This is a genomic window from Fictibacillus marinisediminis (genome assembly GCF_023149135.1).
Taxonomy (GTDB): Bacteria; Bacillota; Bacilli; order Bacillales; family Fictibacillaceae; genus Fictibacillus_C; species Fictibacillus_C marinisediminis.
The window spans coordinates 2,404,150-2,427,585 of the sequence record NZ_JAIWJX010000002.1 but is presented as its reverse complement, the minus strand read 5'-3'; the positions used below and the strand labels follow the sequence as shown (position 1 = coordinate 2,427,585).

At 45.4% G+C, this 23,436-nt stretch carries 26 protein-coding genes; 20 read left to right on the top strand and 6 right to left on the bottom strand.

What is annotated here, in order from left to right; translation table 11 throughout:
• Position 1 precedes the first annotated feature (1 nt).
• The 12 genes from panC to LCY76_RS12800 all read left to right on the top strand — a co-directional run bounded on the left by panC (position 2) and on the right by LCY76_RS12800 (position 10,936).
• Positions 2-862 carry a pantoate--beta-alanine ligase gene (gene panC / locus LCY76_RS12850; protein ID WP_248252976.1) on the top strand — a complete coding sequence of 287 codons (861 nt, stop codon included), beginning with the start codon at positions 2-4 and terminating at the stop codon, positions 860-862.
• Positions 863-867: 5 nt separating this feature from the next.
• Positions 868-1,251, top strand: a complete 384-nt coding sequence (panD, locus tag LCY76_RS12845; protein WP_062235427.1) for an aspartate 1-decarboxylase — start codon at positions 868-870, stop codon at positions 1,249-1,251.
• Positions 1,252-1,337: 86 nt separating this feature from the next.
• Positions 1,338-4,148 carry an ATP-dependent DNA helicase DinG gene (gene dinG / locus LCY76_RS12840; protein ID WP_248252975.1) on the top strand — a complete coding sequence of 937 codons (2,811 nt, stop codon included), beginning with the start codon at positions 1,338-1,340 and terminating at the stop codon, positions 4,146-4,148.
• Positions 4,145-4,270 carry a hypothetical protein gene (locus LCY76_RS23870; protein WP_255357568.1) on the top strand — a complete coding sequence of 42 codons (126 nt, stop codon included), beginning with the start codon at positions 4,145-4,147 and terminating at the stop codon, positions 4,268-4,270. Before dinG ends, LCY76_RS23870 begins: the two co-directional genes overlap by 4 nt.
• Positions 4,271-4,297: 27 nt before the next feature.
• Positions 4,298-4,468: a YpmA family protein gene (locus tag LCY76_RS12835; protein WP_082683449.1), complete on the top strand. Its 171-nt coding sequence runs from the start codon at positions 4,298-4,300 to the stop codon at positions 4,466-4,468.
• A gap of 12 nt (positions 4,469-4,480) precedes the next feature.
• On the top strand, positions 4,481-4,963 hold the full coding sequence (locus LCY76_RS12830) for a cell wall elongation regulator TseB-like domain-containing protein (RefSeq protein ID WP_248252974.1): 483 nt from the start codon (positions 4,481-4,483) through the stop codon (positions 4,961-4,963).
• Between the two features lie 18 nt (positions 4,964-4,981).
• Positions 4,982-6,166 carry a pyridoxal phosphate-dependent aminotransferase gene (locus tag LCY76_RS12825; RefSeq protein ID WP_248252973.1) on the top strand — a complete coding sequence of 395 codons (1,185 nt, stop codon included), beginning with the start codon at positions 4,982-4,984 and terminating at the stop codon, positions 6,164-6,166.
• 77 nt (positions 6,167-6,243) lie between these two features.
• Positions 6,244-7,536, top strand: coding sequence for an asparagine--tRNA ligase (gene asnS, locus LCY76_RS12820; protein WP_248252972.1), 1,293 nt, complete (start codon positions 6,244-6,246; stop codon positions 7,534-7,536).
• A 144-nt stretch (positions 7,537-7,680) separates the two neighbouring features.
• Positions 7,681-8,400: a DnaD domain-containing protein gene (locus LCY76_RS12815; RefSeq protein WP_248254669.1), complete on the top strand. Its 720-nt coding sequence runs from the start codon at positions 7,681-7,683 to the stop codon at positions 8,398-8,400.
• A 57-nt stretch (positions 8,401-8,457) separates the two neighbouring features.
• Complete coding sequence (nth, locus tag LCY76_RS12810; RefSeq protein WP_248252971.1) at positions 8,458-9,135, top strand: endonuclease III; 678 nt, start codon at positions 8,458-8,460, stop codon at positions 9,133-9,135.
• Positions 9,128-9,604, top strand: a complete 477-nt coding sequence (locus LCY76_RS12805; RefSeq protein WP_248252970.1) for a YpoC family protein — start codon at positions 9,128-9,130, stop codon at positions 9,602-9,604. Before nth ends, LCY76_RS12805 begins: the two co-directional genes overlap by 8 nt.
• 63 nt (positions 9,605-9,667) lie before the next feature.
• Positions 9,668-10,936 (top strand): glycosyl hydrolase family 18 protein, encoded by a 1,269-nt coding sequence (locus LCY76_RS12800; protein ID WP_248252969.1) that lies wholly within the window; start codon positions 9,668-9,670, stop codon positions 10,934-10,936.
• A gap of 48 nt (positions 10,937-10,984) precedes the next feature.
• Here LCY76_RS12800 and LCY76_RS12795 read toward each other — a convergent pair whose 3' ends face one another.
• From LCY76_RS12795 to LCY76_RS12785, 3 genes are all read right to left on the bottom strand, one after another.
• Positions 10,985-13,624, bottom strand: a complete 2,640-nt coding sequence (locus LCY76_RS12795) for a PBP1A family penicillin-binding protein (RefSeq protein ID WP_248252968.1) — start codon at positions 13,622-13,624, stop codon at positions 10,985-10,987.
• An 84-nt stretch (positions 13,625-13,708) separates the two neighbouring features.
• A complete protein-coding gene (recU, locus tag LCY76_RS12790; protein ID WP_248252967.1) occupies positions 13,709-14,317 on the bottom strand; it encodes a Holliday junction resolvase RecU in 609 nt (202 codons plus the stop codon).
• 87 nt (positions 14,318-14,404) lie between these two features.
• Positions 14,405-14,653 carry a glutaredoxin family protein gene (locus tag LCY76_RS12785; RefSeq protein ID WP_248252966.1) on the bottom strand — a complete coding sequence of 83 codons (249 nt, stop codon included), beginning with the start codon at positions 14,651-14,653 and terminating at the stop codon, positions 14,405-14,407.
• A gap of 111 nt (positions 14,654-14,764) precedes the next feature.
• Here LCY76_RS12785 and LCY76_RS12780 point away from each other — a divergent pair, with 111 nt between their 5' ends.
• Complete coding sequence (locus LCY76_RS12780) at positions 14,765-15,745, top strand: DUF2515 family protein (protein WP_248252965.1); 981 nt, start codon at positions 14,765-14,767, stop codon at positions 15,743-15,745.
• Between the two features lie 352 nt (positions 15,746-16,097).
• On the opposite strand, the gene LCY76_RS23865 is transcribed toward LCY76_RS12780, so the two are convergent.
• Positions 16,098-16,220, bottom strand: a complete 123-nt coding sequence (locus tag LCY76_RS23865) for a hypothetical protein (protein WP_255357569.1) — start codon at positions 16,218-16,220, stop codon at positions 16,098-16,100.
• A gap of 192 nt (positions 16,221-16,412) precedes the next feature.
• Between LCY76_RS23865 and LCY76_RS12775 the strand changes: the two genes are divergently transcribed.
• The 5 genes from LCY76_RS12775 to LCY76_RS12755 all read left to right on the top strand — a co-directional run bounded on the left by LCY76_RS12775 (position 16,413) and on the right by LCY76_RS12755 (position 19,727).
• Positions 16,413-16,922 carry a MerR family transcriptional regulator gene (locus LCY76_RS12775; protein WP_248252964.1) on the top strand — a complete coding sequence of 170 codons (510 nt, stop codon included), beginning with the start codon at positions 16,413-16,415 and terminating at the stop codon, positions 16,920-16,922.
• Positions 16,923-16,985: 63 nt separating this feature from the next.
• A complete protein-coding gene (locus tag LCY76_RS12770; RefSeq protein WP_248252963.1) occupies positions 16,986-17,342 on the top strand; it encodes a YppE family protein in 357 nt (118 codons plus the stop codon).
• A 160-nt stretch (positions 17,343-17,502) separates the two neighbouring features.
• Entirely contained in the window at positions 17,503-18,033 is a 531-nt protein-coding gene (locus LCY76_RS12765; protein ID WP_248252962.1) for a hypothetical protein, read from the top strand.
• A 2-nt stretch (positions 18,034-18,035) separates the two neighbouring features.
• A complete protein-coding gene (locus tag LCY76_RS12760; protein ID WP_419714994.1) occupies positions 18,036-19,256 on the top strand; it encodes a DEAD/DEAH box helicase in 1,221 nt (406 codons plus the stop codon).
• Positions 19,257-19,727 (top strand): hypothetical protein, encoded by a 471-nt coding sequence (locus LCY76_RS12755; RefSeq protein WP_248252960.1) that lies wholly within the window; start codon positions 19,257-19,259, stop codon positions 19,725-19,727.
• Positions 19,728-19,796: 69 nt separating this feature from the next.
• On the opposite strand, the gene LCY76_RS12750 is transcribed toward LCY76_RS12755, so the two are convergent.
• Positions 19,797-20,579 carry a LysM peptidoglycan-binding domain-containing protein gene (locus LCY76_RS12750; protein WP_248252959.1) on the bottom strand — a complete coding sequence of 261 codons (783 nt, stop codon included), beginning with the start codon at positions 20,577-20,579 and terminating at the stop codon, positions 19,797-19,799.
• A gap of 165 nt (positions 20,580-20,744) precedes the next feature.
• Between LCY76_RS12750 and trhO the strand changes: the two genes are divergently transcribed.
• Together trhO and LCY76_RS12740 are read left to right on the top strand one after the other, a co-directional pair.
• Complete coding sequence (gene trhO / locus LCY76_RS12745) at positions 20,745-21,656, top strand: oxygen-dependent tRNA uridine(34) hydroxylase TrhO (RefSeq protein WP_248252958.1); 912 nt, start codon at positions 20,745-20,747, stop codon at positions 21,654-21,656.
• A gap of 108 nt (positions 21,657-21,764) precedes the next feature.
• Positions 21,765-21,950, top strand: coding sequence for a hypothetical protein (locus LCY76_RS12740; RefSeq protein ID WP_248252957.1), 186 nt, complete (start codon positions 21,765-21,767; stop codon positions 21,948-21,950).
• A 54-nt stretch (positions 21,951-22,004) separates the two neighbouring features.
• On the opposite strand, the gene LCY76_RS12735 is transcribed toward LCY76_RS12740, so the two are convergent.
• Positions 22,005-23,393, bottom strand: coding sequence for a peptide MFS transporter (locus LCY76_RS12735; protein ID WP_248252956.1), 1,389 nt, complete (start codon positions 23,391-23,393; stop codon positions 22,005-22,007).
• Positions 23,394-23,436 lie beyond the last annotated feature (43 nt).

The window sequence follows — 23,436 nt, the reverse complement described above, 5'->3', positions numbered from 1 at the left end:
AGTGAAAATCATCACAAGTATCAGCGAAATGAAGGCTTTCAGTGCCGAAGCAAAGACCGGGGGCAGGACAATCGGGTTCGTACCGACGATGGGCTATCTCCACGAGGGGCACGCCTCACTTTTGGAACGCGCGGGAAAAGAGAATGCTCTTACCGTACTGAGTATTTTTGTCAATCCGCTCCAGTTTGGCCCAAACGAAGATTTTGACCGTTATCCGAGGGATTTTGAACGAGACGAACGGGTGGCCCTGAACCATGGTGTGGACGCTTTGTTTTATCCGGAGGTACAGGAGATGTATCCTTCCGAGCCTTCAGTCACCATGAGGGTAAACAAGAGGGTGGATGCTCTTTGCGGAAGAACGAGGGAAGGCCATTTTGATGGCGTGGCCACCGTTTTGACCAAGCTGTTTCATATCATCTCACCTGACAGGGTTTATTTCGGGATGAAAGATGCACAGCAGGTGGCGGTCGTGGAAGGGTTGATCTCAGACTTGAACTTTCCGGTCGAACTCGTCCCTTGTCCGACCGTCCGAGAAGAAGACGGGCTCGCAAAAAGTTCGAGGAATGTTTATCTTTCACCTCAGGAGAGGCAGGAGGCGCCTGTCTTATACCGGTCGCTCCAGGAGGCAGCAGATCTTCTCTTGGAAGGGAAAAATGTTATACACATCAAGGAAAAAATGATAGAGTATTTAGAGGAGCATACAAGCGGAAAAGTGGACTATTTTGAGATATTGTCCTATCCGGAACTTGAAGAAGCTTCAGCAGCAGACCAGAAAAAGATCATCGCGCTCGCCGTCCAGTTTAAGAATGCGAGACTGATTGATAATATAACCATTATTCCTGATGGAAGGAACCATAGGTGATTCATATGTTCAGAACAATGATGAAAGGCAAAATACACCGCGCCCGCGTAACAGAATCTAACTTAAATTACGTGGGAAGCATAACGATAGATGAGGATATCCTGGATGCGGTTGACATGGTGCCCAACGAGAAGGTGCAGATCGTCAACAACAACAACGGAGCCAGATTTGAGACGTATATCATCCCGGGGCCACGCGGCACAGGTGTGATGTGCCTGAACGGTGCTGCTGCCCGGCTCGTTCAGGAAGGAGACGTTATCATCGTGATTTCCTACGCCATGATGGCAGAAGAGGAAGTTCCGTTCCACCAGCCGAGAGTGGCGATCATGGATGAAAATAACTCAATTACTGAAATACTAGGTTATGAACCGGCTTCAACGATTCTTTAACCCCTTGATAAAGGGGTTTTTCTATTTACATAAAGGACTTGGATTTATTTATTGAATACCGAGCCGCTTGACCCGAGGTGAAAAGGATGAACAACCGTTATGTTGTCATAGATGTAGAAACTACAGGAAACGCTCCTGCCCGCGGAGACCGTGTCATTCAGATCGGTGCCGTTGTTGTTGAAAATAACATAATTGTTGAACGGTTTTCTTCCTTTGTTAACCCGGAGATACCCATTCCGCCGTTTATTGAACAGCTGACCGGCATCAACGATGAAATGGTCGCGGATGCTCCACTGTTTGAAGAGGTGGCTCCCGTTATTCTGCAGATGCTTGAAGGGTCATACTTTGTTGCCCACAACGTCCTATTTGATCTGAACTTTCTGCAGGAAGAGTTTGAAAACAGCGGATATCAGCGATTTACCGGCCCCCTTCTGGATACGGTTGAACTTTCGCGGATTCTGCTCCTGCAGGCTGATGGATATCAGCTCGGCCAGCTGGCAGATTATCTTGGCATTGTTCATGAGAATCCCCATCAAGCGGACAGCGATGCTGAAGTGACGGCTTACCTGCTGATCGAACTGCTGCATAAACTGTCCAGGCTTCCTCTGCTCACACTGCAGCGGATGGATCCGTTTCTTAAAAAGATGCAGAGCAGCCTGGAGGAGATCATAGGGGACCTGATCATCCTGAAATCTTCCAAAATAGAAGATGATCATGGAATGGACTATTTCAGGCAGCTAGTATTGAAGTCATTTTCTCCAATCGAGAAAGAGGAGAATGCGCTGCAGATCAAGATGGACCCGTCCGCACTATTGGAAGATCTGTCACAGGAAATGGAACATTATGAAGTACGTGAGAGCCAGCAGAAGATGATGGAAATGGTGTACGATGCGATGGAGGATCATCAGCATGCGATGATCGAGGCTGGAACGGGAGTAGGAAAGTCAATGGGCTATCTGATCCCTTCGATCCTTTATGGAAAACGGGAAGACCGGCCGATCGTTGTGAGTACACATACGATCCAGCTTCAGCAGCAGCTTCTGGAACGGGACATTCCCATTTTGAAAAATATCCTGTCTTTTCCATTCCATGCTACCGTCCTAAAAGGGCGCAATAATTATCTTTGTTTACGAAAGTTTGAACAGTCGCTGGATGATCATTCAGAAGATAATTATGATACGAACCTTACGAAAGCACAATTGCTCGTTTGGCTGACGGAGACAGATCAAGGAGATGTTGAAGAACTGAACCTCGCATCAGGAGGCAAGCTTTTTTGGCATCAGGTGAAAAGCGATTCTGCCTCTTGCCTGAACCACCGCTGCCCCTGGTATTCCAGATGTTTCTATCATAGAAAAAGAAGAGCTGCACTGGCATCCGATCTTGTGATCACCAATCATGCGCTGCTCTTCAGCGATGTAAAATCCGATGCGCAGCTCTTGCCCTCCTACAAAGAAGTCATCATTGATGAGGCTCATCATGTAGAAGAAGTGGTCAGCGACCATTTCGGCATTCAGACCGATTACTTCGTATTTACGAGACTGCTTGAACGTATTGGACACGACGATGACAGCGGACTGGTGAAAAAGCTTTATCAGCTGATAGAAACTGTTGAACTGCCGGGGCTTGAGCCCGTGCTGGAACAGATCGCGAAGGAGCTGCCTGAAGCAAAGATGGAGATAGACGAGTTGTTCCGCTCCATCCGTTCTTACGTGCTGGAAGCCAAGAAGAGCAGCATGAATGACTTTGGCCGTGTGAGCTACCGTTACGGCGGACGCGACACAAAGAGCGCAATGTGGCAGGCGATCCTTGAGATGGTCGAGCGTGTGTTATTCGGCTTGGGTGACCTTGGGAAATCGCTAAAAAAAGTGAACAAGCTTGCAGATGAAAAGGAAGAACATCTGAATTTTGCGCAAAAAGGTCTGCTGGCTGATTTCGACGGATTGAGAAACCAGCTTGAGGAAGAGAAAGAAAAGCTTCGTCATCTGCTAAAAGAAGTCAATGAAAACGAGGTTTTCTGGTTTGAGGTCGAAGCGAAGGGCGCAAAGAATGCGGTCTATCTATACAGCAAACCCATTGTGATCAGTGAGCTGCTGGCCGATGAATTCTTCGCCAAGAAAAATAGTGTCATCATGACTTCAGCGACTTTGTCTGTTAGAAATTCGTTTCAATATATGACGTCAAGACTCGGACTTGATGATTTCGGTCCGATGACTGCGAATCTTCCTTCTCCTTTTTCTTATGACCAGCAGGTGAAATTTATGGTGCCGACAGATGTCCCTCTGATCAATGAAGTGGATCAGGAGACATTCGTCGCTGTGATCGCCCGCCAGCTTCACAATATCGCAAAAGTCACAAAAGGACGGATGCTCGTTTTGTTTACGTCCAACGATATGCTCCGGGAAACGTACAGCGTCTTTAAAGGAATCACCGCGCAAGATGACTTTGTTCTGTTCGGTCAGGGAATTGACAGTGGCAGCCGTGCACGCCTGACAAAGAACTTTAAGAAGTTCGAACAGTCCATCCTTTTCGGTACGAGCAGTTTTTGGGAGGGGATCGATATCCCGGGAGATGATCTTTCCTGCCTCGTAATCATTCGGCTTCCTTTTACTCCACCGGATAATCCGGTAACCGCGGCGAGAGCGGAGAAACTGAAAAGCGAGGGCGGAAATCCCTTTATGGAGCTTTCCCTTCCTCAGGCAATCATCCGCTTTAAACAAGGATTTGGCCGGCTTGTCCGTACACAGCGGGATACCGGTGTCGTGTTTGTTTTTGACAGGAGGATCACCGAAACGCGCTACGGCAAGTCGTTTATTACGTCTCTCCCTCCAGTGCCAGTGCAAAAAGGAATGATGCACGATCTTTTGATCGATCTTGAAGGCTGGCTGAGCGAATCATGAAAAATGATAGCAGAAGCCTGTCCCAAAATGGGCTGAAGTTTGATATAGTAGGAAACGAGACGAATAAAGCGGGAACGGCAGCACAGCACCGATTTCCTGGTGAGTCCCGTTTTCGCCTGTAATTATGGCAGCTGTAAGGAGGTAATACTTTGGAAAGCAAGATTGAAGTTCTTTCCACGGTAAAAGTAAAAAAATCGCCGGATTTGTATAAAGTTGTGACTGAGCTGAACAAAACGCTGAAAACAAAAGATGTGATGTTTGGCCTGGCACTTGATGACCACGACGAAAATACAATGATATTTACCATCTATAAGACATAGAGGCGGCCGAAAATGAAAAAATGGTGGGTTATTTTGGGGATTGCCTGTGCAGGGATCATTCTTTGGCAGGGAATCTCAATGTATCGGCAAATCCTGTCGGGCCAGGAAGCTGGCCAAAGCAAAGCGGAGGAAATCGCCAAGGACCAGTATGGGCTGTCCCGTATCGACAGTGTGGAATATTATCACGGAACCCAGGCGTATGAGACCGTACAAGGAACATCCGGAAAGAACGGAGAAGTCTATGTTCTCGTTGGCCCAAAGAATAAAACAAAGCTTGTTAAACAGAGCGACGGACTGACCAAGACTCAGATGAAGGCCTATGTCGACAGGAATTTGAACCCGAAAGAATGGGTCAATCTCCGTCTTGGGATGGAGCATGATCAAGTGCTGTGGGAAGCTGTCTATCTGGATGAAAAAGGAAGATATACGTTTTATTACGGCTATTTTGAGAACGGTGAGCGCTATAAAAAATACAGTATGAAACATGAAATCTAAAAGCGAGGGATGAAAGAAATGGAACTGGCAAACCGAGTTAAAGCACTGACACCATCAACTACATTGGCAATAACAGCAAAGGCTAACGCCCTGAAGGCTGAAGGGCACAATGTAATCGGTCTTGGAGCAGGAGAACCCGATTTCAACACTCCGGACCATATCATCGAAGCCGCTTACCGCGCGATGAAGGAAGGCCATACAAAATATACGGCTTCGGGCGGCCTGCTTTCATTGAAACATGCTATTTCGCAAAAGTTTAAAGAAGATCAGAACCTGGACTATTCACCGGCTGAAATTGTTGTAGGCACAGGGGCAAAGCAATCATTGTATACGCTCTTTCAGGTCCTGCTTAATGACGGCGATGAGGTGATCATTCCTACTCCATATTGGGTCAGCTATCCTGAACAAGTGAAGCTTGCCGGAGGTGTTCCGGTCTATGTAGAAGGCAAAGAAGAGAACGCCTTTAAGATCACTCCTTCACAGCTCGAACAGGCAGTGAACAATAAAACAAAGGCGATCATCATCAACTCTCCAAGCAACCCAACCGGATCTCTTTATTCAGAAGACGAACTGAAGCAGCTGGGAGAGGTTTGCTTGAAGCATAACATCCTGATCGTTTCTGATGAGATCTATGAAAAGCTGATCTATGGCGGGGCATCACATACCTCCATTGCCCAGCTCTCACCTGAACTGAAGGGACAGACCATCATCATCAATGGCGTCTCCAAGTCTCATTCCATGACAGGCTGGAGGATCGGCTATGCAGCTGGAAACAGTGCGATCATTAAGGCGATGACGAATCTGGACAGCCACAGTACGTCCAATCCGACGACCATCTCCCAATATGCGGCGATTGCAGCATATGAAGGAACCCAGGAGCCGGTTGAAGAGATGAGAAAAGCTTTTGAATCCAGGCTGGATACCGTCTATGAAAAATTGATCAAGATTCCCGGTTTTACATGCGTTAAACCAAAGGGAGCCTTTTACTTGTTTCCTAATGTAAAAGAAGCGGTCAAGCTGACCGGTTTTGAAACAGTAGACGAATGGGTGTCTGCCTTGCTTGAGGAAGAAAAGGTTGCTCTCGTGCCGGGATCAGGATTCGGCTCACCGGATAACGTCAGGCTGTCCTATGCCACTTCTCAAGAGAAATTTGAAGAGGCACTGGAGCGCATTGAACGTTTCATGAAGAACAACAGCAAATAATCTATACAGGCTTATTTGATTTATATAAGTGATTAGACGATAATCACTTATACATAGAATATTTTGGAGGGTGTCACGTGAAAACTACTATATCCCAATTAAAAAGCCATATCGATCAAACCGTTACCATCGGTGCTTGGCTGAGCAATAAGCGTTCCAGCGGTAAGATTGCGTTCTTGCAGCTGCGCGACGGGACAGGCTTCGTCCAGGGAGTCGTTGTTAAAGCTGAAGTTGCTGAAGATATCTGGACGACTGCAAAGAGCCTTACTCAGGAAACAAGCCTTTATGTAACTGGAAAAGTTCAGCAGGACGACCGTTCCCAGACGGGTGTTGAGCTGGTGGTTACAGATGTGAAAGTGATCCATGAAGCGGTCGATTATCCGATCACACCGAAAGAACATGGAACAGAGTTCTTGATGGACCATCGACACCTTTGGCTTCGTTCCAAACGCCAGCACGCGATTATGAAAGTAAGGAACGAAATCATCCATTCCATGTATGAATTCTTCCATAAGAACGAGTTCATAAAAGTGGATCCGCCGATTCTTACAGGAAGCTCGGCAGAAGGAACGACCACATTGTTTCACACAAAATATTTTGATGAGGATGCCTACCTTTCTCAGAGCGGGCAGCTCTATATGGAAGCAGCAGCGATGGCACTCGGGAAAGTATTCTCCTTTGGCCCGACGTTCCGTGCTGAAAAATCAAAAACTCGCCGCCACCTGATCGAATTCTGGATGATCGAGCCTGAGATGGCGTTTGTTGAGCATGAAGAATCTCTCGAGATTCAAGAGCAGTTTGTCAGCCATGTGGTTCAATCAGTCCTTGAGCGCTGCAAGCTTGAACTGACGATACTTGGCCGCGATCTTTCCAAACTAGAAAACGTGAAAGCTCCGTTCCCTCGCATTTCCTACGATGATGCGATTACACTGCTTAAAGACAAGGGGTTCGATGACATTGATTGGGGAGACGATTTTGGTGCCCCACATGAGACAGCCATCGCTGAGAGCTTTGACAAGCCTGTCTTTATCACGAACTATCCAAAAGAGATTAAAGCGTTCTACATGAAGCCTCATCCAGAACGTGATGACGTTGTTCTCTGTGCGGATCTGATCGCTCCGGAAGGATACGGAGAGATCATTGGCGGAAGCCAGCGTATAGATGATCTGGAGCTCATGAAAGCACGCTATGAAGAACACGGTCTGACAGACGATGCCTACAGATGGTATCTCGAGCTGCGCCAGTACGGCAGCGTTCCGCATTCAGGTTTTGGCCTGGGGCTGGAGCGTACGGTTGCTTGGATCACAGGTGCAGAACACGTACGTGAGACCATCCCATTCCCAAGACTGTTAAACCGTTTATATCCATGATGATGGAAAACCTCCTTTTCGGAGGTTTTTCACCGTTTAGCCATCTAAGTGATGCCCATTTGCTTCATTTCGTCTGTCACGATTTCATCATGATTGCAGGAAGCTGGGTTTCTCGTGGTATACTGATGAAGGAGGGGTGTTATGATGGAAAAGGCATTGTTTCTTAAATGGCTGTCTGAAGGCACGGTTTCTATACCCCATGTATTGTTTAAACAATACCGGGCCATCGGGCTGCAGGATGAAGAATGCATGCTAATTCTTCATGTCCACACATTTATAGAATCCGGAAACCCGTTTCCGACACCGGAAGAACTGTCTGGACGGATGAGCATCTCAGCTGCAAGATGCATGGCGCTGCTCAGAAGTTTTATCCAGCAGGGGCTTCTGGAGATCGACCATTTCGAAGATGGCGAAAAAGGCATGTACTATGAAGCCTATTCTTTGAACCCGCTTTGGGAAAAGCTGCTCTCTTTGCTTTCAAACCAAGAAGCGGAGCAGGATCAGCAGGAAAAAGAAAATGATGAAGAAAACGTCTACTCCATTTTTGAACGTGAATTCGGAAGGCCGCTTTCGCCGATGGAATGCGAAACGTTAAAAATATGGATCGACCAGGACAGGCACTCGCCTGCTTTGATCATTTCAGCGCTAAAAGAAGCGGTGATCAGCGGAAAGCTGAACTTCCGGTATATCGATCGCATTCTGTTCGAATGGAAGAAAAATAATATACAGACACCCGAACAGGCCAGAACGTACGGGGAGAAGTTCAGAGCGCGGCAAACCCGCGGAACAGCGCGGGCGCCAGAGCAATCTGAAAGCCACAATCAGTTCTCGGTTCCCGTTTATAACTGGCTTGAGCAATCGTAGACGAGTGGCCCTCGTCTATTTTTCTATGTCTGCTCTACAAGAATTCTGGAGGTTACGATGCTTAATAAATCACAGATCGCCTATTGCCTAGACACGATCGGCAAGATGTTCCCGGATGCACACTGCGAGCTGAACCACAGCAATCCATTTGAACTGACCATCGCCGTACTCCTGTCTGCACAATGTACCGATGCCCTGGTGAACAAAGTTACACCGGGCCTGTTCGCAAAATATAAAACACCCGAAGATTACCTGCAGGTTCCTTTGGAAGAACTGCAGGATGATATCCGCTCCATCGGACTTTACCGCAATAAAGCTAAAAATATTCAAAAGCTGTGCGAGCTCCTTCTGAGCGTATACGGCGGCAGAGTGCCGGAAGACAGGGATGAACTCACGAAGCTTCCAGGCGTTGGGCGGAAGACAGCGAACGTCGTAGTATCTGTCGCATTCGGTTTGCCGGCAATAGCAGTCGATACCCATGTTGAGCGGGTCAGCAAGCGGCTTGCCATCTGCAAATGGAAGGATTCCGTCCTGCAGGTGGAAGAGACGCTGATGAAAAAAGTTCCAAAAGAAGACTGGGGTGTCACCCACCACAGGCTGATCTTTTTTGGACGGTATCATTGCAAAGCGCAAAACCCGAAGTGCCCCGAATGTCCGCTCCTGGAACTATGCCGCGAAGGCCAAAAACGCATGAAAGTAAAGTTAAAGAAAGCCTCGCCGCGCTCCAATGCTTAAAATTCCTGAATCCATGAGGCATCCCCTTTTTTTCGGCAATGAGGAGCAGCTGAAAGAAGGGGATGCTGACGTCCCTTTTCTGGAAGAACTCCTCTTTTATAACGGAATGGGATCTTCTCCACATCCTCAACAAAAACAAGGAATAGAAGCAAAGTTTATGAAGTGGGAAGCGGCAAGCTCAGTTATTCGATCTTTCTTTTCAGAGAGAAACAGAAAAGAAGCGAGAAATCCGATGATTTTCCAGCTGAGCTGTTTTCTGCAGGCTTTGATGTGGTGCAACGGACAGCCTGCCGGCAACCTTTTAGGATGGAAAGAAGAGATTCAATCATTGGATATCAAGCCAGTGAATGTTATAGAACGTCTCGAGATGATCTGTTCAGAGCCGGATCATTATCATTCTTATATCCAGCTGAACGAGCTGTTTCAGGAGCTTCAGAAAAAGGTGGCTGCCATCAAACACAATGGCTGACCGGAATATGGACAAATTCTCCCTACATAGACTAATTCATGAGAACGTGTAGGAGGGGGAGCTATGCAGATTCATGTGGTTCAAAAGGGAGACTCGCTCTATAAAATCTCTCAATTTTATAACCTGCCCTGGCAAGAGATCGCTGCCGTAAATGCTCTTGGTGCTCAGGATGTCCTGACTGTCGGGCAGACACTGCTCATACCCGCGCCATTCATTTATAAAGCTAAAAAAGGGGATACGTTAGAAACGGTTGCCTCAAAGCTAGGAGTCACAGTATTTGAGCTGAAGCAGGCCAATCCCGGGTCTGATGACAAGCCGTTGAAGGAAGGACAGACGCTGAATGTCCCGCAAAAGAGGAAGAGGACGCTGACGATAAATGCATTTGCAGAACCATCTGAAAAATCAAGGGAAAATTTTAAAAAAGCAGCAAAAGCACTAAGCTATATATCGCTGTTCAGCTATGAAGTGAACGAAAATGGTGATTTAAAGCCGCTTGATGACAGCTCTTTTTTGCGTGAGATAAAAAATGAGAACGTCAGGCCTCTTATCTCGATTACGACAATCAAAGACGGGGCGTTCAGCCAGGAGCTCGCGACGACTATTCTAAAAAGTCCTGAGATCAGCAATAAAGTCATTGAGAACACTGTAATGATCATGAAAGAAAAAGGGTACGTAGGGGTAAACGTAGACTTTGAATATATTGGCCGACAAAACAAAGAACGGTATAACCGGTTTCTGCGGAACATTACCGACCGCATGCATAAAGAGGGCTATGTTGCCACAACGGCGCTCGCTCCGAAGATCAAAGAAAAACAAAAAGGCGTCTGGTATGAAGGACACGATTATAAAGCACATGGACAGACTGTTGATTATGTGATCCTGATGACCTATGAATGGGGATACAGCGGAGGCCCTCCACTCCCGGTCAGCCCGATCAACGAAGTGAAAAAGGTGCTGGATTATGCAGTAACAGCGATACCAAGAAGCAAGATTTTGATGGGGATCAACCTGTACGGATACGATTGGACACTTCCCTACGTCCAAGGCGGGCCGCAGGCTGAAGCCCTCAGCCCGGCTCAGGCGCTGCAGCTCGCAGGAAAAAGGAAAACCGCTGTTCAATACGCAGAAGGCGTTCAGGCTCCATATTATGAATACTGGGATAAAGAGAAGAAGCAGCATAAAGTCTGGTTTGAGGATTTCCGCAGCATGAAAGCAAAGTTTGATCTGATTGATGAATATCGGCTGGGAGGAGCAAGTTTCTGGAACCTTGCTTTTAATTATCCGGGATTATGGAACTACCTTCAGGACCGCTATACGATCCGGTTTCAATAATAAAACAGGCCATCGCCGCATAACGGCGATGGCCTGTTTTATTTTACTTTATTGATTTAAGTCTGGAAGGGAAGGGAAACCGCCTTGTTCTTGTTGCTGTTTCTTTTCTTGTTTTCGTTGTTGCTGATCCTGCTGTCCTTGTCCTGGCGGATTCTGAGGCTCCGTTCCGCCTCCTTGCTGGCCTCCGCCCTGATCAGGCTGGCCGTTGTTTCCCTGTCCAGGATTGGTGTTGTCTCCAGGATTTGTTCCTGGCTTGCTGCCTTCCTGCCCTTGTCCAGGGTTGTTCCCTTGTCCAGGGTTATTCCCATGATCAGGCGTTTGTCCTTCGGCAGGCGGCTGCTGTTCACCTGGTACGGTTACGGATGTTTGAGCAGGGTCGCTCTCTTTCCCTGTATCGGTTTCAACCGCTGTGACCTGGAAGGTATACGTCTTGCCAGGTTCTGCGTTTGGCACGGTGAATTTCTTGTCGCTGATGGTCTGTTCAGCAGCAGCTGCGCCGTCAACGTTCGCCGCTACCTTATAGACCGTTTTGCCCTTGCCGCCTTTGTAAGTCCATTTCACATCAATGGACTTGCTCTTATCATCGTACTTGGCGGTCAGGCCTTCAATCGAAGCTGGTTTCTCATACTTGTTAGAAACTTCGCTTGGTTCCGTTCCGCGAACAAACAATTCGGTCGTTTTCTGATCATCAGGTGTAAATTCGCTTGCTTTTTTATGTGTTCCTTTTTCAAGTGTTACATCTACAACAGAGTTCGGTTTCTGGAAGTCTGTGTTGCTGTGATTTAAGCGGCTCATCACTTCTTTAAAGATTAACTTGGAATAGTTTTTTTGATTCGTGTCGAGATAGTGAACGCCGTCTTCATCTTTGTATTTGTTGTATCCGGTCCAAACAGCAGCGGAATAGGAGCTTGTATATCCTGCCATCCACGCATCGTTCGTTGCACTCTTAGGGATGCCATACTGGTCTCGGATTTCCTTCGGAAGGTTGGTCGTTCCCGTTTTACCGGCGATATTAAGGCCTGGGACGTTCGCCATAATTCCTGTACCGCTTCTCATGACGCCTTTCAGCATATCGGTGATCATATAAGCAGTATAATCCTTCATCGCAGCGACTGGTTTAGTTTCTGGTTTTACAACCTGTCCGTTCGGGAACTCAATCTTCCTTATTGTTGTCGGTTCGGTATAGACGCCTTCATTTCCGAAAGCGGCATAGGCACCCGCAAGGTTAAGTGGGGTGATCCCTTTTTGGAATCCGCCGATCGCATAAGCTGGAGGTGCAGAGTCAATCTTGATACCAAGCTTATTGGCGAAATCGACTGCTTTGCTCTCGCCGACTTCAAGGAATGTTCGGACGGCAGGTGTATTCTCCGATTTTTCTAGAGCCTTACGCATCGTTACCTCTCCAAATTGTTCATTATTGAAGTTATTGATGGTCGCTCCATTGATTGTAATCGGTGTATCTTTCAGAATGTGCCCGGTATCCCACTTCATGCTGTCGATCGCAGGGCCGTAGTCAAGGATCGGTTTGATCGTAGATCCCGGCTGCCTTGGATTTCCAGAAGCATAGTAGGCGCTCATCAGGTTCTCATCGCGTCCGCTGCCGATCGCCCGGATTCCACCGGTCTTCGTATCAACAATCGCAATACCGGATTGAAGCTTCTTATTCTCATTACGCAGGAACGAGGCGTTCTGAAGCACATCCTCCGTTGTTTCCTGAGCTTTTGTATCCATGTTCGTGTAGATTTTCAGACCATCGGCAAAGACATCGACATCTTCCATGCCTTTAATTTTATGAAGGTCTTTGATAACTTGCTGCAGGTAAGCTTCGTGAACCCGTGTTTCCTGCAGCTTTCCTTTACGCAGGCCGTCTGTTACCGGAGTGGCTTTTGCTTTATCCGCTTCGGCCTTTGTGATGAAACCATACTTTTGCATCTGTCCTAATACAACGTTTCGGCGCTGCTCTGCTTCTTTTGGATGCGTGAGCGGGTCATAGTTGCTCGGGGCTTTTGGAAGTCCGGCGAGCAGGGCTACTTGATGAAGCTTAAGCTGATCAAGTTTGTCCGCATCAAAATAGGTTTTAGCAGCTGTTCCGATGCCATAGGCACCATGGCCGAAATAAATCTTATTCAAGTACATCTCCAGGATCTGCTCCTTAGAGTACTTCTGTTCGAGTTTGATCGCCAGGTACGCTTCCTGAATTTTACGCGTCAGCGATTTTTGATTGGTGAGGATCGTGTTTTTTACGACCTGCTGGGTGATTGTGCTTCCCCCTTCAGAACCAAAACCGCCTGTCAGGTTGGCGAGTGCTGCTCCGAAAATCCGGCGCACGTCGACACCCGGATGCTTATAGAAGCGCACATCCTCAACGGATACGAATGCATCTCTAACATTAGGCGGAATATCTGCGATTCCTGCTTTTACCCGATTCTCTTCAGAAAAGAGGGAGCTGACTTTTTTTCCGTCTTTATCGTAGATCTGGGAAGATAAAGGGGTCTTCAGTTTTTCAGGGTCGAGTTTTGGGGATTTCGCCATGATGACCCCGACAGTTGCTGTCCCAATGAGGAACATGATGATCAAGAACGAGATGATAGCTTTAAAGAGCGGGAACCTCTTTTTCTTCTTGGGCGGATTATTGCCTCCACCGGAAGCCTGTCTGCGTTCCTGCCTGCTGCGGTATTCATTAGACATGTATTTGTACCAACCTTTCACTTACTGCATTGTACATTATGATTATTCGTCAATAGCGGATTATTTATGAACTTGACTTGCCCGCTAGTGATTGAAGTACATTTTATCAATAATTTTTAAATAGTCAATTCTGGGGATAAAACCCGGGGAAACAAGGAATCCGTGCGTTTCTATTTCAGTTTTCGGTATCGATTTCCTACCGTTCTTTTGATCGTTCCAGAATGAGATCAGGTGTGAAGCGTCAAGCAGATAGACTTCGTTCAGTGTAGAGAACCGCAGGATCACGAATGCAATGCCGCCGTGCGCCGTGATTGCTTCCATGTGCTGAATCTGATGTTCATGGAAGTTGCGGAGCGGAAAGGAGGTCTTGTTTTTCGATTCCTTCGCTTCAAAATCAACATACTTCCCCCGGTATACGCCGTTGTAATCGGTCGTGGAAGCGAGTTTAAAATAAGCTTCTTTTATGACCGCAGCTGAACGTTTTGGATATTCAACATTGACAATCTGAACAGGGGTCGGTTTTTTATGGATGACGGCTCTGCCGGTTTCCAGATAATACTCATTGCTTTTATTCAAGTCTTCTTCAAGAGTCATGCCCCTGTTGCCGTAGGAAATGGTGCTTTGGGCTTTAGAAGCGCCCTGCGGCAGGGTAGACTCCTGCTTTTTTCCATTCGGATAATTGATGGGTGTCATCCTTTCACATCCTTATAATGAATACATAAGAAAAACTATGCAAGCGGCAAGTGCTGGCATAGCTTTTTAGAGATCGGCCGTATTTGTTTAATCGATCGCAAGAATGGACTGCAGTTCCTCCTGCTTGAAGCCCATCACAACTTCCTGGGAACCATCCTTTATAATCACGGTAACAGGAGTAGCACTTGCTCCATAACCGATGACTTCATTCATATATTGGGAATTCTTTCGAATATCTCTTTCCTCGAATGAAATGTTATTTGATTTTAGCCATTCTTTCTCTGCAAAGCATGGCGGGCAGGTTTCCTGTGTATAGATGATCACCTTTTGCTCCATGTTCATGCCTCCAAACCATATGTTTATCTTCTTATTTTACCGTTTTTCTATAGAGCTTACAAATATTTTAGGCAGCGCTGTAGAACGATAAGGTTAAAAGGAGGGGAAAAGTTGAGCCAGGAACAAAAATGGATAGAATCAGAGCTGATCCGAGAGATTCAGCTAAAAACAGAAAAAGGGAACCGAGATAATATTTCACGTACCGTATTTTATCAGCAGTTTTATGAAAAACACCCAGAGGTCAAATGGTCTTTTCTGGCTTCCATCGTATCAAGAAATGCTGGTTACAACATGTGTGACCTGGAGGGTGAATGGATGAGGAGATCCATTCACCCAAAATACCGCCATCTGCTTTTTTTTACGTATGAGCGGGCGAATTGGCTGATTTTTTCGGATGCCTATCCGCAGCTCCTTCTTTATGAAAAAAGCAAAGAGACCGGCCGGCCGTTGTTCTCACTGCTTCCGATGCTCAATGTTTCTAAGTTTATGCAGAGAGAGTGGCTTCGGTTTTGGTCAATGGGAGACGAAGAGAGGCTATGGACATCGTTGATCATCAATGAACAGCATCTGATCCAGCGCCCGGTCATCGATCATCCTGTTTATCGCCGGAGAGTTTTTCTTTCCATGCCCTATCGGCTCCAGAATTGGCTCCATTTCAGTACAGTTTTGTTTCCGACATTAGAGGGAGATGTGTTCGGCTTTTCTGTACACGGTTTCCGTACGATTAAAAATCGCATTCTGCTCGGAAGAAGGCTCGCATGGCTGCTGTTTCAATCTCCGTATCAGACATTGTTTTATGATTTTGCACAGATGACTCCCCATACAGGCTCACGCCGCGATTATGAGCAGTACGTCTATCCGAACCGCGAAAGGCTGCCGCAGCTGCTCCGTCTGATTTATCCGCTCGTAGATCACGGCCGGCCGTCCCTGCCGGACTGGAGTAAACGAGTAAAGAACCTGGATACCTATTATCGATCCTTTTCTATCCCTCGGCAAATCAACCTGACGGAGTGGTACCACAAAAAAGAGCTGGAGCTTCAGATCGGAATCCTATTGGAAGAACTGCTGTTTAAAGATAGGAATTTGGAATGAAAAAAGGTGATCTGGCTTCCGCTGTTAAAGCGGGCAGGATCACCTTTTTTGCTGTTTAGTAAGAATGGTTTGAAAATAGCCGAAAGCCTGAACGAGTGGTTCAGCCTTTCTTGATCCAGCTTCGGCGCCTAGAGACTCGGCTGCTTCACTTTTACATCTCAACACAAAGAGCGTGCTGATTTGTAAAAGTTCCACCAACTTTCGTCTCTGACCAGGCGCTTCAGCCTTTCTTGATCCAGCTTCAACGGCCAGACCCTCGAGTCGCTTCGCTCTTGAGCAGAAAACAAAAAGCGTTTTATGCTCAAGAACTCCAGCGCTTGTCGGGTCTGAACGGCCGTTTCAGCCTTTCGTATTATGTAGCCGGATAGTTGGGGCCTTCCAGCTTTTTGTCGCCGTGTCCTGTTTCTTTTTCCTGTTCAGGTGCGTTTGTCATTTTTTCCTGCTCCTGCTCCAGGCTGTTTTCGTGTTTTTCCATAATCGTTCACCTCCTGATTGTAGTGTTAGGCAGGAGGACCTGTTTCATACGGAGTGAACAGTGTCGAAAGGAGGATATTTTTAAGGAATATCACTTTCTTTGCCGAATCGCTTCTAGTTTTGTCACCTATGAAGGGAATCAAAAAAAGGGACGGAATTACTACCATATAAGAAAACGGGGAGGGAATTAGAAATGGAAATGGTGTTTAAAACAAAAACGGTTTCGGAAGAACTTGGTGTCAATCCCACTACCATTCAGCGCTGGGTCAAACATTTCAATCTTACTTGCCAAAAAAATGACCATGGTCATTATCTGTTCTCTGAGCAAGACATAGAAGATTTGCGTGAGATAAAAAAGCAGCTGGACGCCGGGCTTCTCATGAACGATATCCAGATCGCTGCTCAGGTAAAATCTCCAGTGGCTCCGGTGAAGGCCCAGAGGTTTGATGAACGATTCGAGAGTCTGATGGCACAGATCGAAAAGCTGGAAAAAAAGATCGAAGAAAAGGCAGACGACGTATTGTCCTATCAAGTTCTTCAGCATGCTACAGAGATGGATGACATGATGAAGCGTCTGATCAAAATTGAAGAGAAGATTGAAGATATCGAAGTGAAGCTGCTGAAGATGCCGCAGGGCACAGAAGAGACCGCTGGATATAAAAAACCCCGGAGGAATTGGCTCGTGAGTCTTTTTACCCTTTAACCTTATTGAACCACGTGCATTCTATCCTTTATTTTGGTAGGATAGAAGGGTCAGGGGTGAATTATGGATCGCTTAAATCAATTAACGAGAGAGCTTTTAGATGCCAATCGGGAAGCTTTTGATCAGTATATCGAAAATACAAAAAAAGAAGGCTATGAAGTAGACTTTTATGGAGAGGTCAAGCCGTTTACCGACCGGATCCGCGCGATGGCGGAAGAGTGGAAGAACCTTTCCTTGCCATGGGTAGCCGCTAACCAGCCAAAATATATTCACGTTAACCAGATTAATGACACGTTTGATAACTTACAGTTTATTGCGGTATTTGCATTTCAGCCGGATACGAAGGAGAAACGGTTCACCGAGATGGTCAAATCCATCGATTACGTCCTGAGTACCATGCTGGAACGGCTGCATTCGTAAAAGACGGAAAACCAAGCCGTCTTTTTTATTTTGTCTGTTTCAAAAAAAGAGAAAGAGTAGCGTACGGAGATGTATGAAGGTAAAATGAATGTATTCATCCAGTGCCATATATAATTTCACGTACCGTATTTTAAGACTATAAAACAAAGAAGGTACTTACATGATTGATCCCACGATCTATGAAAATTTAAAAATTATACTGGAAGGCATGGTCTATGACCTTGATTTTGACGGTCACTTAAAGGTTACGAACCGCCGTGATCTGGTTGATCTTGCATCTCTCAGCAGAAAATACAATTTAGAAGTATTTATAAAAGGAAAAACAGGACAGGGAGTAAAAGCAAAAATTGAGCTTGCAGCAGGTTTAGAAGACCTTGCAGATGAAATAATGGAAAGAGAGACAGAGAATACTGGATGCAGGTTTTCTGTGACCTATTATTTAACGGTGCAGGATATTGAAGCAGAGTGTTCAGAGCTCGGTGAAACCTTAAGAAGGATATGGGATCCGTACGGTGAAGTCTCTCAAAAGGTTTCATATATCTATGGATTGCCAAGAGGCAGCTACCATAATGAAATTTTAATAAACATAGACAGCAAATTGCATGAAGAAAACAGTGAACAGCTAGAGGATTACCTGGAACGCATGATGGCTTCATGTAAACAAATTTTTCATAAAGGGGAAAATAAATGAGTATGACTACACAATTAAAGGAGTTGCATCCTTTCCTGCAAGAGAATTGGGAAAATGCGGGGTTTGAAACACTGACTCCCGTACAGGAGCAGATGCTGCCGAGTATGTTAGGAAGAAAAGACTTAATCGTTGAATCTCCGACTGGAACAGGCAAGACACTGGCTTACTGTCTGCCGGTATTGCAAAACATAGACAGCAGTTCATCTTCTGTACAGGCAGTGGTCATTGCGCCAACAAAAGAACTGGTCATGCAGATTCATACCGTTTTCCAGGAATATGCTCAAGGAAGCGGAATCTCAGGAACAACACTGATCGGCGGAGTAAACGTACAGCGGCAGATCGATAAGCTAAAGAAGAAGCCACAGTATATCATCGGGACACCGGGAAGGATTCTTGAGCTTTACAAAAATAAAAAGCTCAAGCTTCATGAGGTGAAGACGATTATAGTGGATGAAGCAGATGTCGTTTATGATATGGAATTAATGGACGAGGTTCAGAATATTGTCAAAGGGACGATGAAAGACCGCCAGCTTGTTTTTGTGTCAGCGACCATTTCAAAAAAATCGGAAGAGCTCGCTAAGGAATGGATGAATGAGCCTCTTTTCATAAAGGTTGAAAGGGATTCATCTGCTGCAAAAAAAGTGCAGAATCTTTACCTGATTTCTGAAAGACGTGATAAAATAGATAATCTCAGGCGGATTATTCGACACCATTCGAACATGAAGGCTATCGTGTTTTTTGGTGATAGCATGCGTCTTGAAGAGATTGCTGCAAAAATGGCTTACCGAGGCATTACCGTAGGGGTGATCTCTGGACAAGCATCCAAACAAGAGCGGCAAAAAGTGATGAGAGAATTCCGTGCAAGTGATCATGCATTGCTTCTTTCAACAGATCTAGCTGCGCGTGGATTGGATATTAGCGGACTTACACACGTTATACATTTTGACCTAGCAGATTCAGAAAAACAATACATTCACCGGTCAGGAAGAACAGGCAGGATGGGCCAAGAGGGAACCATCATTTCTCTAGTGACCGAAAGAGAAGAGAACGTGCTCGTAAAATGGGCGAAGAAGATGGACACCGACCCTCAAAAAATGGTCTTTAAAAGAGATCATCTTGTCCCGCAGTCGCATAGTACACAGCAAAAAACGGACAAAAAAAGGCCGCCCAAAAAGTCAGCGCCCCAGCGAACTCAAAATTTTACAAAAAAGAAGGGGAAATAATTGCTGGAGAATGAAAAACTAATTTATAAAATCAATAAAATGGTGGAACGTTTTAACTTATCAGTTGATGTTCAGATCGAGGCCAAATGTCCGCTCGACCGAAACATTGGCGGGAAATATAATGCCGGAGACCATTCGATAACATTGTATCTGGAAGAAATTCAATCTCAGTGCCAGTGGATGTTTCCTGAACAGGATGTCATGCTGGAGTATGCCTTGGTCATCTTTGCTCATGAAGCGGGCCATTCCACAGATCCCTATTTGCAAAAGCTAGTGGAACTGTACGATGATACAGAAGATGAACTGAAAAAAAGAAAGATTGAACTGTTAGTTGAAGTTCAGGCCTGGAAGATTGCAAAGGCCCTCGTCAGGGATGTGCCTGATGGATTCTTCAACAAAATAAAAAGGATTTCTTTGGAACATCATTATGAAGCGGTTTCTGTTCGCATGGATGATGCGGGTGTCGCCTAAAGCTCATATATAAAAGGTCCAGTGCTGATCAAACAGTACTGGACTTTTTTTGTGAGAATCTAACGTTTTTTATCGAATAAACATTTGGACCCAGGCACCATTGTAGTACCCGACGCCAATCTGGCTATACTTGCTGCTTAAAATGTTTTCACGGTGACCTGTACTGTTCATCCAGTCCTGCATCACTTGCTGGGGGGAACGTTGCCCTTCAGCGATGTTCTCACCGGCGGCTGTATAAGAGATGCCGAATGTTTTCATCATGTCAAAAGGCGAGCCGTAAGTTGGTGAGGTGTGGGAGAAATAATTCCGTTCCACCATATCTTTTGCTTTGATCTGGGCGACATTGCTTAGTTTCTGGCTGAGAGTAAGCGGAGAGAGCCCTTGTTTGTTCCGTTCCTGGTTAACGAGGCTGGCCACTTCTTTGGCGTTAGCGCTTACATTAACCTGCTGGCTTGGAGCCGATTGGCTGAAAGTCTGACTTTCTGTTTTGTTGCTTGCTGGAAGCTCAATCGTTTGCCCGGGATATAGCAAGCTGGGATTCTTGATTTGCGGATTTTCCAGAATCAAAGCTTGGATGCTTTGTCCATATTTTTTTGAGATGGTATAAAGGGTGTCTCCGAAGCGGACGGTATATAATGCTAAATGATCAGGAATATAAATGACTTGTCCAGGATAGATCATCGTTTGGTGCAATAGATTCATATTCATTATAGTTTTAACGCTTGTCTGATGGGCTTGAGCAATTTTATAGATGGAGTCTCCCGGCTTTGCAGTATATGGACTTGCTGCAAAAGTGGCAGTCGTCATACTCAGAAAAGCGGTAAGACTTAATGCGGCCGTTTTAAAAAACATAGTTCCTCCTTATTAAATGATTCTCACAATTCAAATATTCACACATCCAGTAAATGAAAACAACTGGGAATCAAAGGGAAATCGTTTTCATAATAGAATCTGCCTTTTTGCAGTAAAATTTGTTATGATAGTTGAGTTGAAACTAAGCTAATGGAGTGAAAATTAATGAGTTACCAAGTGCTGCTGTTTTATAAATACATCACGATTCAAGATCCAGAGCAATTTGCTGCTGAGCATCTTGAATTCTGTAAATCGATAGGATTAATGGGAAGGATCATTGTCGCGCATGAAGGGATCAACGGAACGGTATCTGGAACGACCGATCAAACGGACTTATATATAGAGCATATGAAAAATGACAGCCGGTTTCGCGATATCGTATTTAAGATCGAGCCGTCTGAAACCCACGCATTTAAAAAGATGAAAGTTAAATTGAAAAGAGAGATTGTAAACCTAAACTTGGATGACGATGTTAACCCGAATGAGCTGACAGGCAATCATCTTGCGCCAAAAGATTTTTATGCAGCAATGCAGCAGGAGGATGTGGTTATACTCGATGCCAGAAACACCTATGAATATGACCTTGGCCATTTTAAAGACGCCATCCGGCCTGATGTTGAAACGTTCAGAGATTTGCCAGACTGGATCAGGCAAAATTTCAGCCAGTACAAAGACAAGAAAGTGCTGACGTACTGTACCGGAGGCATACGGTGTGAAAAGTTTTCGGGCTTCTTATTAAAAGAAGGGTTTCAGGATGTCTCCCAATTAGAGGGCGGAATCATTTCCTATGGCTATGATGAAGAAGTGAAGGGAGACCTTTGGGACGGAAAATGCTATGTCTTTGATGAGCGCATCGCAGTACCGGTCAACAGAGCAGGTACAGAAAAGGTAGTAGGCACATGCTATCATTGCGGCAAGCCTGAGGAACGCTATTTGAAGTGCGGCAATCCGGAATGCAACAAACACCTGCTCATGTGTGAAGAATGTGAGCACGAGCATAAGCGGGCATGCAGCACTCATTGCCGAGACCATAAGGACAACCGCTATGTAAAAGAAAACCGTTCGATTGAAGCCTAAATGAGTACCGGGTACCCTTTGATTTAGAGAGGGTACTTTTTTTATACTGGAAGGCGTTTGCAATAGGTGTATAATATAGGCAGAGACATCAAGAAAGGTGTGTATTCAATGATTGATGTAGAATTCCCGGAAAATAAGCTTGAACTTCTGCCAGCTGTCTTCATCTTCATCATTTTTGTGATTCTGGCGTGGATGACGGTTAAATTTCTTAAACAGTTACATACAAAGGAACTGAAGAAAGCTGAAGCAGCAGAAGTCAGAATGAAAGAATTTGAACTTCAAAATAAGCATTAGTACGCATTAAAAACAGGCAGCCGGTCAGGCTGCCTGTTTGCGTGTTTACATGTTTTATTCAGATGCCATTTTCACAAGTTTTTTAGAAAGGCTTAGGAGTATAAGACCAAGGAAGATGGTAACTCCGCCGATGATCATGAATACTTCAAAGTATCCTAATGATTCAGTAGTAGAAGCCAATTGTCCGGCAAGGATGTTGGCAAAACCAGATCCGGCAAGCCAGACACCCATCATAAGGGAAGCCAATTTAACTGGAGCGAGTTTACTGGTCATGGACAAACCAACCGGCTGTAAGCAAAGCTCACCGATCGTATGGAGGAAATAAGTCAGTACCATGAAGATCATGTTTGCTTTAACTGCTGAAGAATCGCCGGTTCCTGTTTGAATAAGAGCAGGAACAAGAACAGCAAAACCAGCACCAAGCAGCATCATACCAATTGCCATTTTCGTAGGAGTTGGCAGGTCTCCACGTTTTGATTTTGATAATTTAACCCATAAGATAGAGATGATTGGAGCAAAGATTACGATAAACAATGGGTTAAGTGACTGGAACCAAGAAGTTGGGACCGTCCATCCAAATACTGTACGGTCAATGAACTTGTCCGTATAAAGGGTTAACGAGCTTCCTGCTTGTTCAAAACCTGCCATGAAGAAGATAACAAAGAACGTCAGAATCACGATAACTTTCACTCTGTTTTTCTCCACTTTAGTAAGAGGTTTCTTTTTCACATTATCGCTGACAGTATTTTGAGCAACTCCAACCGGCTTTTTGCCGATGTCGCCTAAGAATTTGTTTCCAAGAAAGTTGAACAGGAGCTGGCCGATAATCATTCCGATGGCCGCCGCCAAGAATCCAAATTTAAATCCGAAATGCTCTACACCATTAACTGTTGTTTTAAAGAAGTCTTCAGCAAGGAATCCTACAATGAGTGGAGAGAAAAATGCACCAATGTTGATTCCCATATAGAAAATAGTGAACGCAGCATCTTTACGGGCATCATTTTTAGAGTATAGATCACCAACAAGCGTAGAAATGTTTGGTTTAAAGAAGCCGTTTCCGATGATCAACAATGCCAGTCCAGCGAAGAATGCAGGTTTACTCTGATTGGCAAACAATACCAGGTTACCAATCGCCATTGTGACACCGCCTATGGTAATCGCAAGTCTTTTGCCGAGGAATCGGTCTGTTAAATATCCGCCTATCATTGGTGTGAAGTATACAGCACCGGTGAAGAAGCCATAAATACTCATGGCCACGCTATCACTTATACCTAGACCACCGCTGATCAGCGATTTAGTCAAGTAAAGGACAAGAATGGCTCTCATGCCATAATAGCTGAACCTCTCCCACATTTCAGTGAAGAAGAGCAAGTATAATCCAGGTGGATGTTTCTTTTTTGTTTGGAGCTGAATGTCCTGCTCCACTTTTACAGTTGCTTCCATCATGATGCCTCCAATTTGTTTAATCTATAAATATTTTAATTTA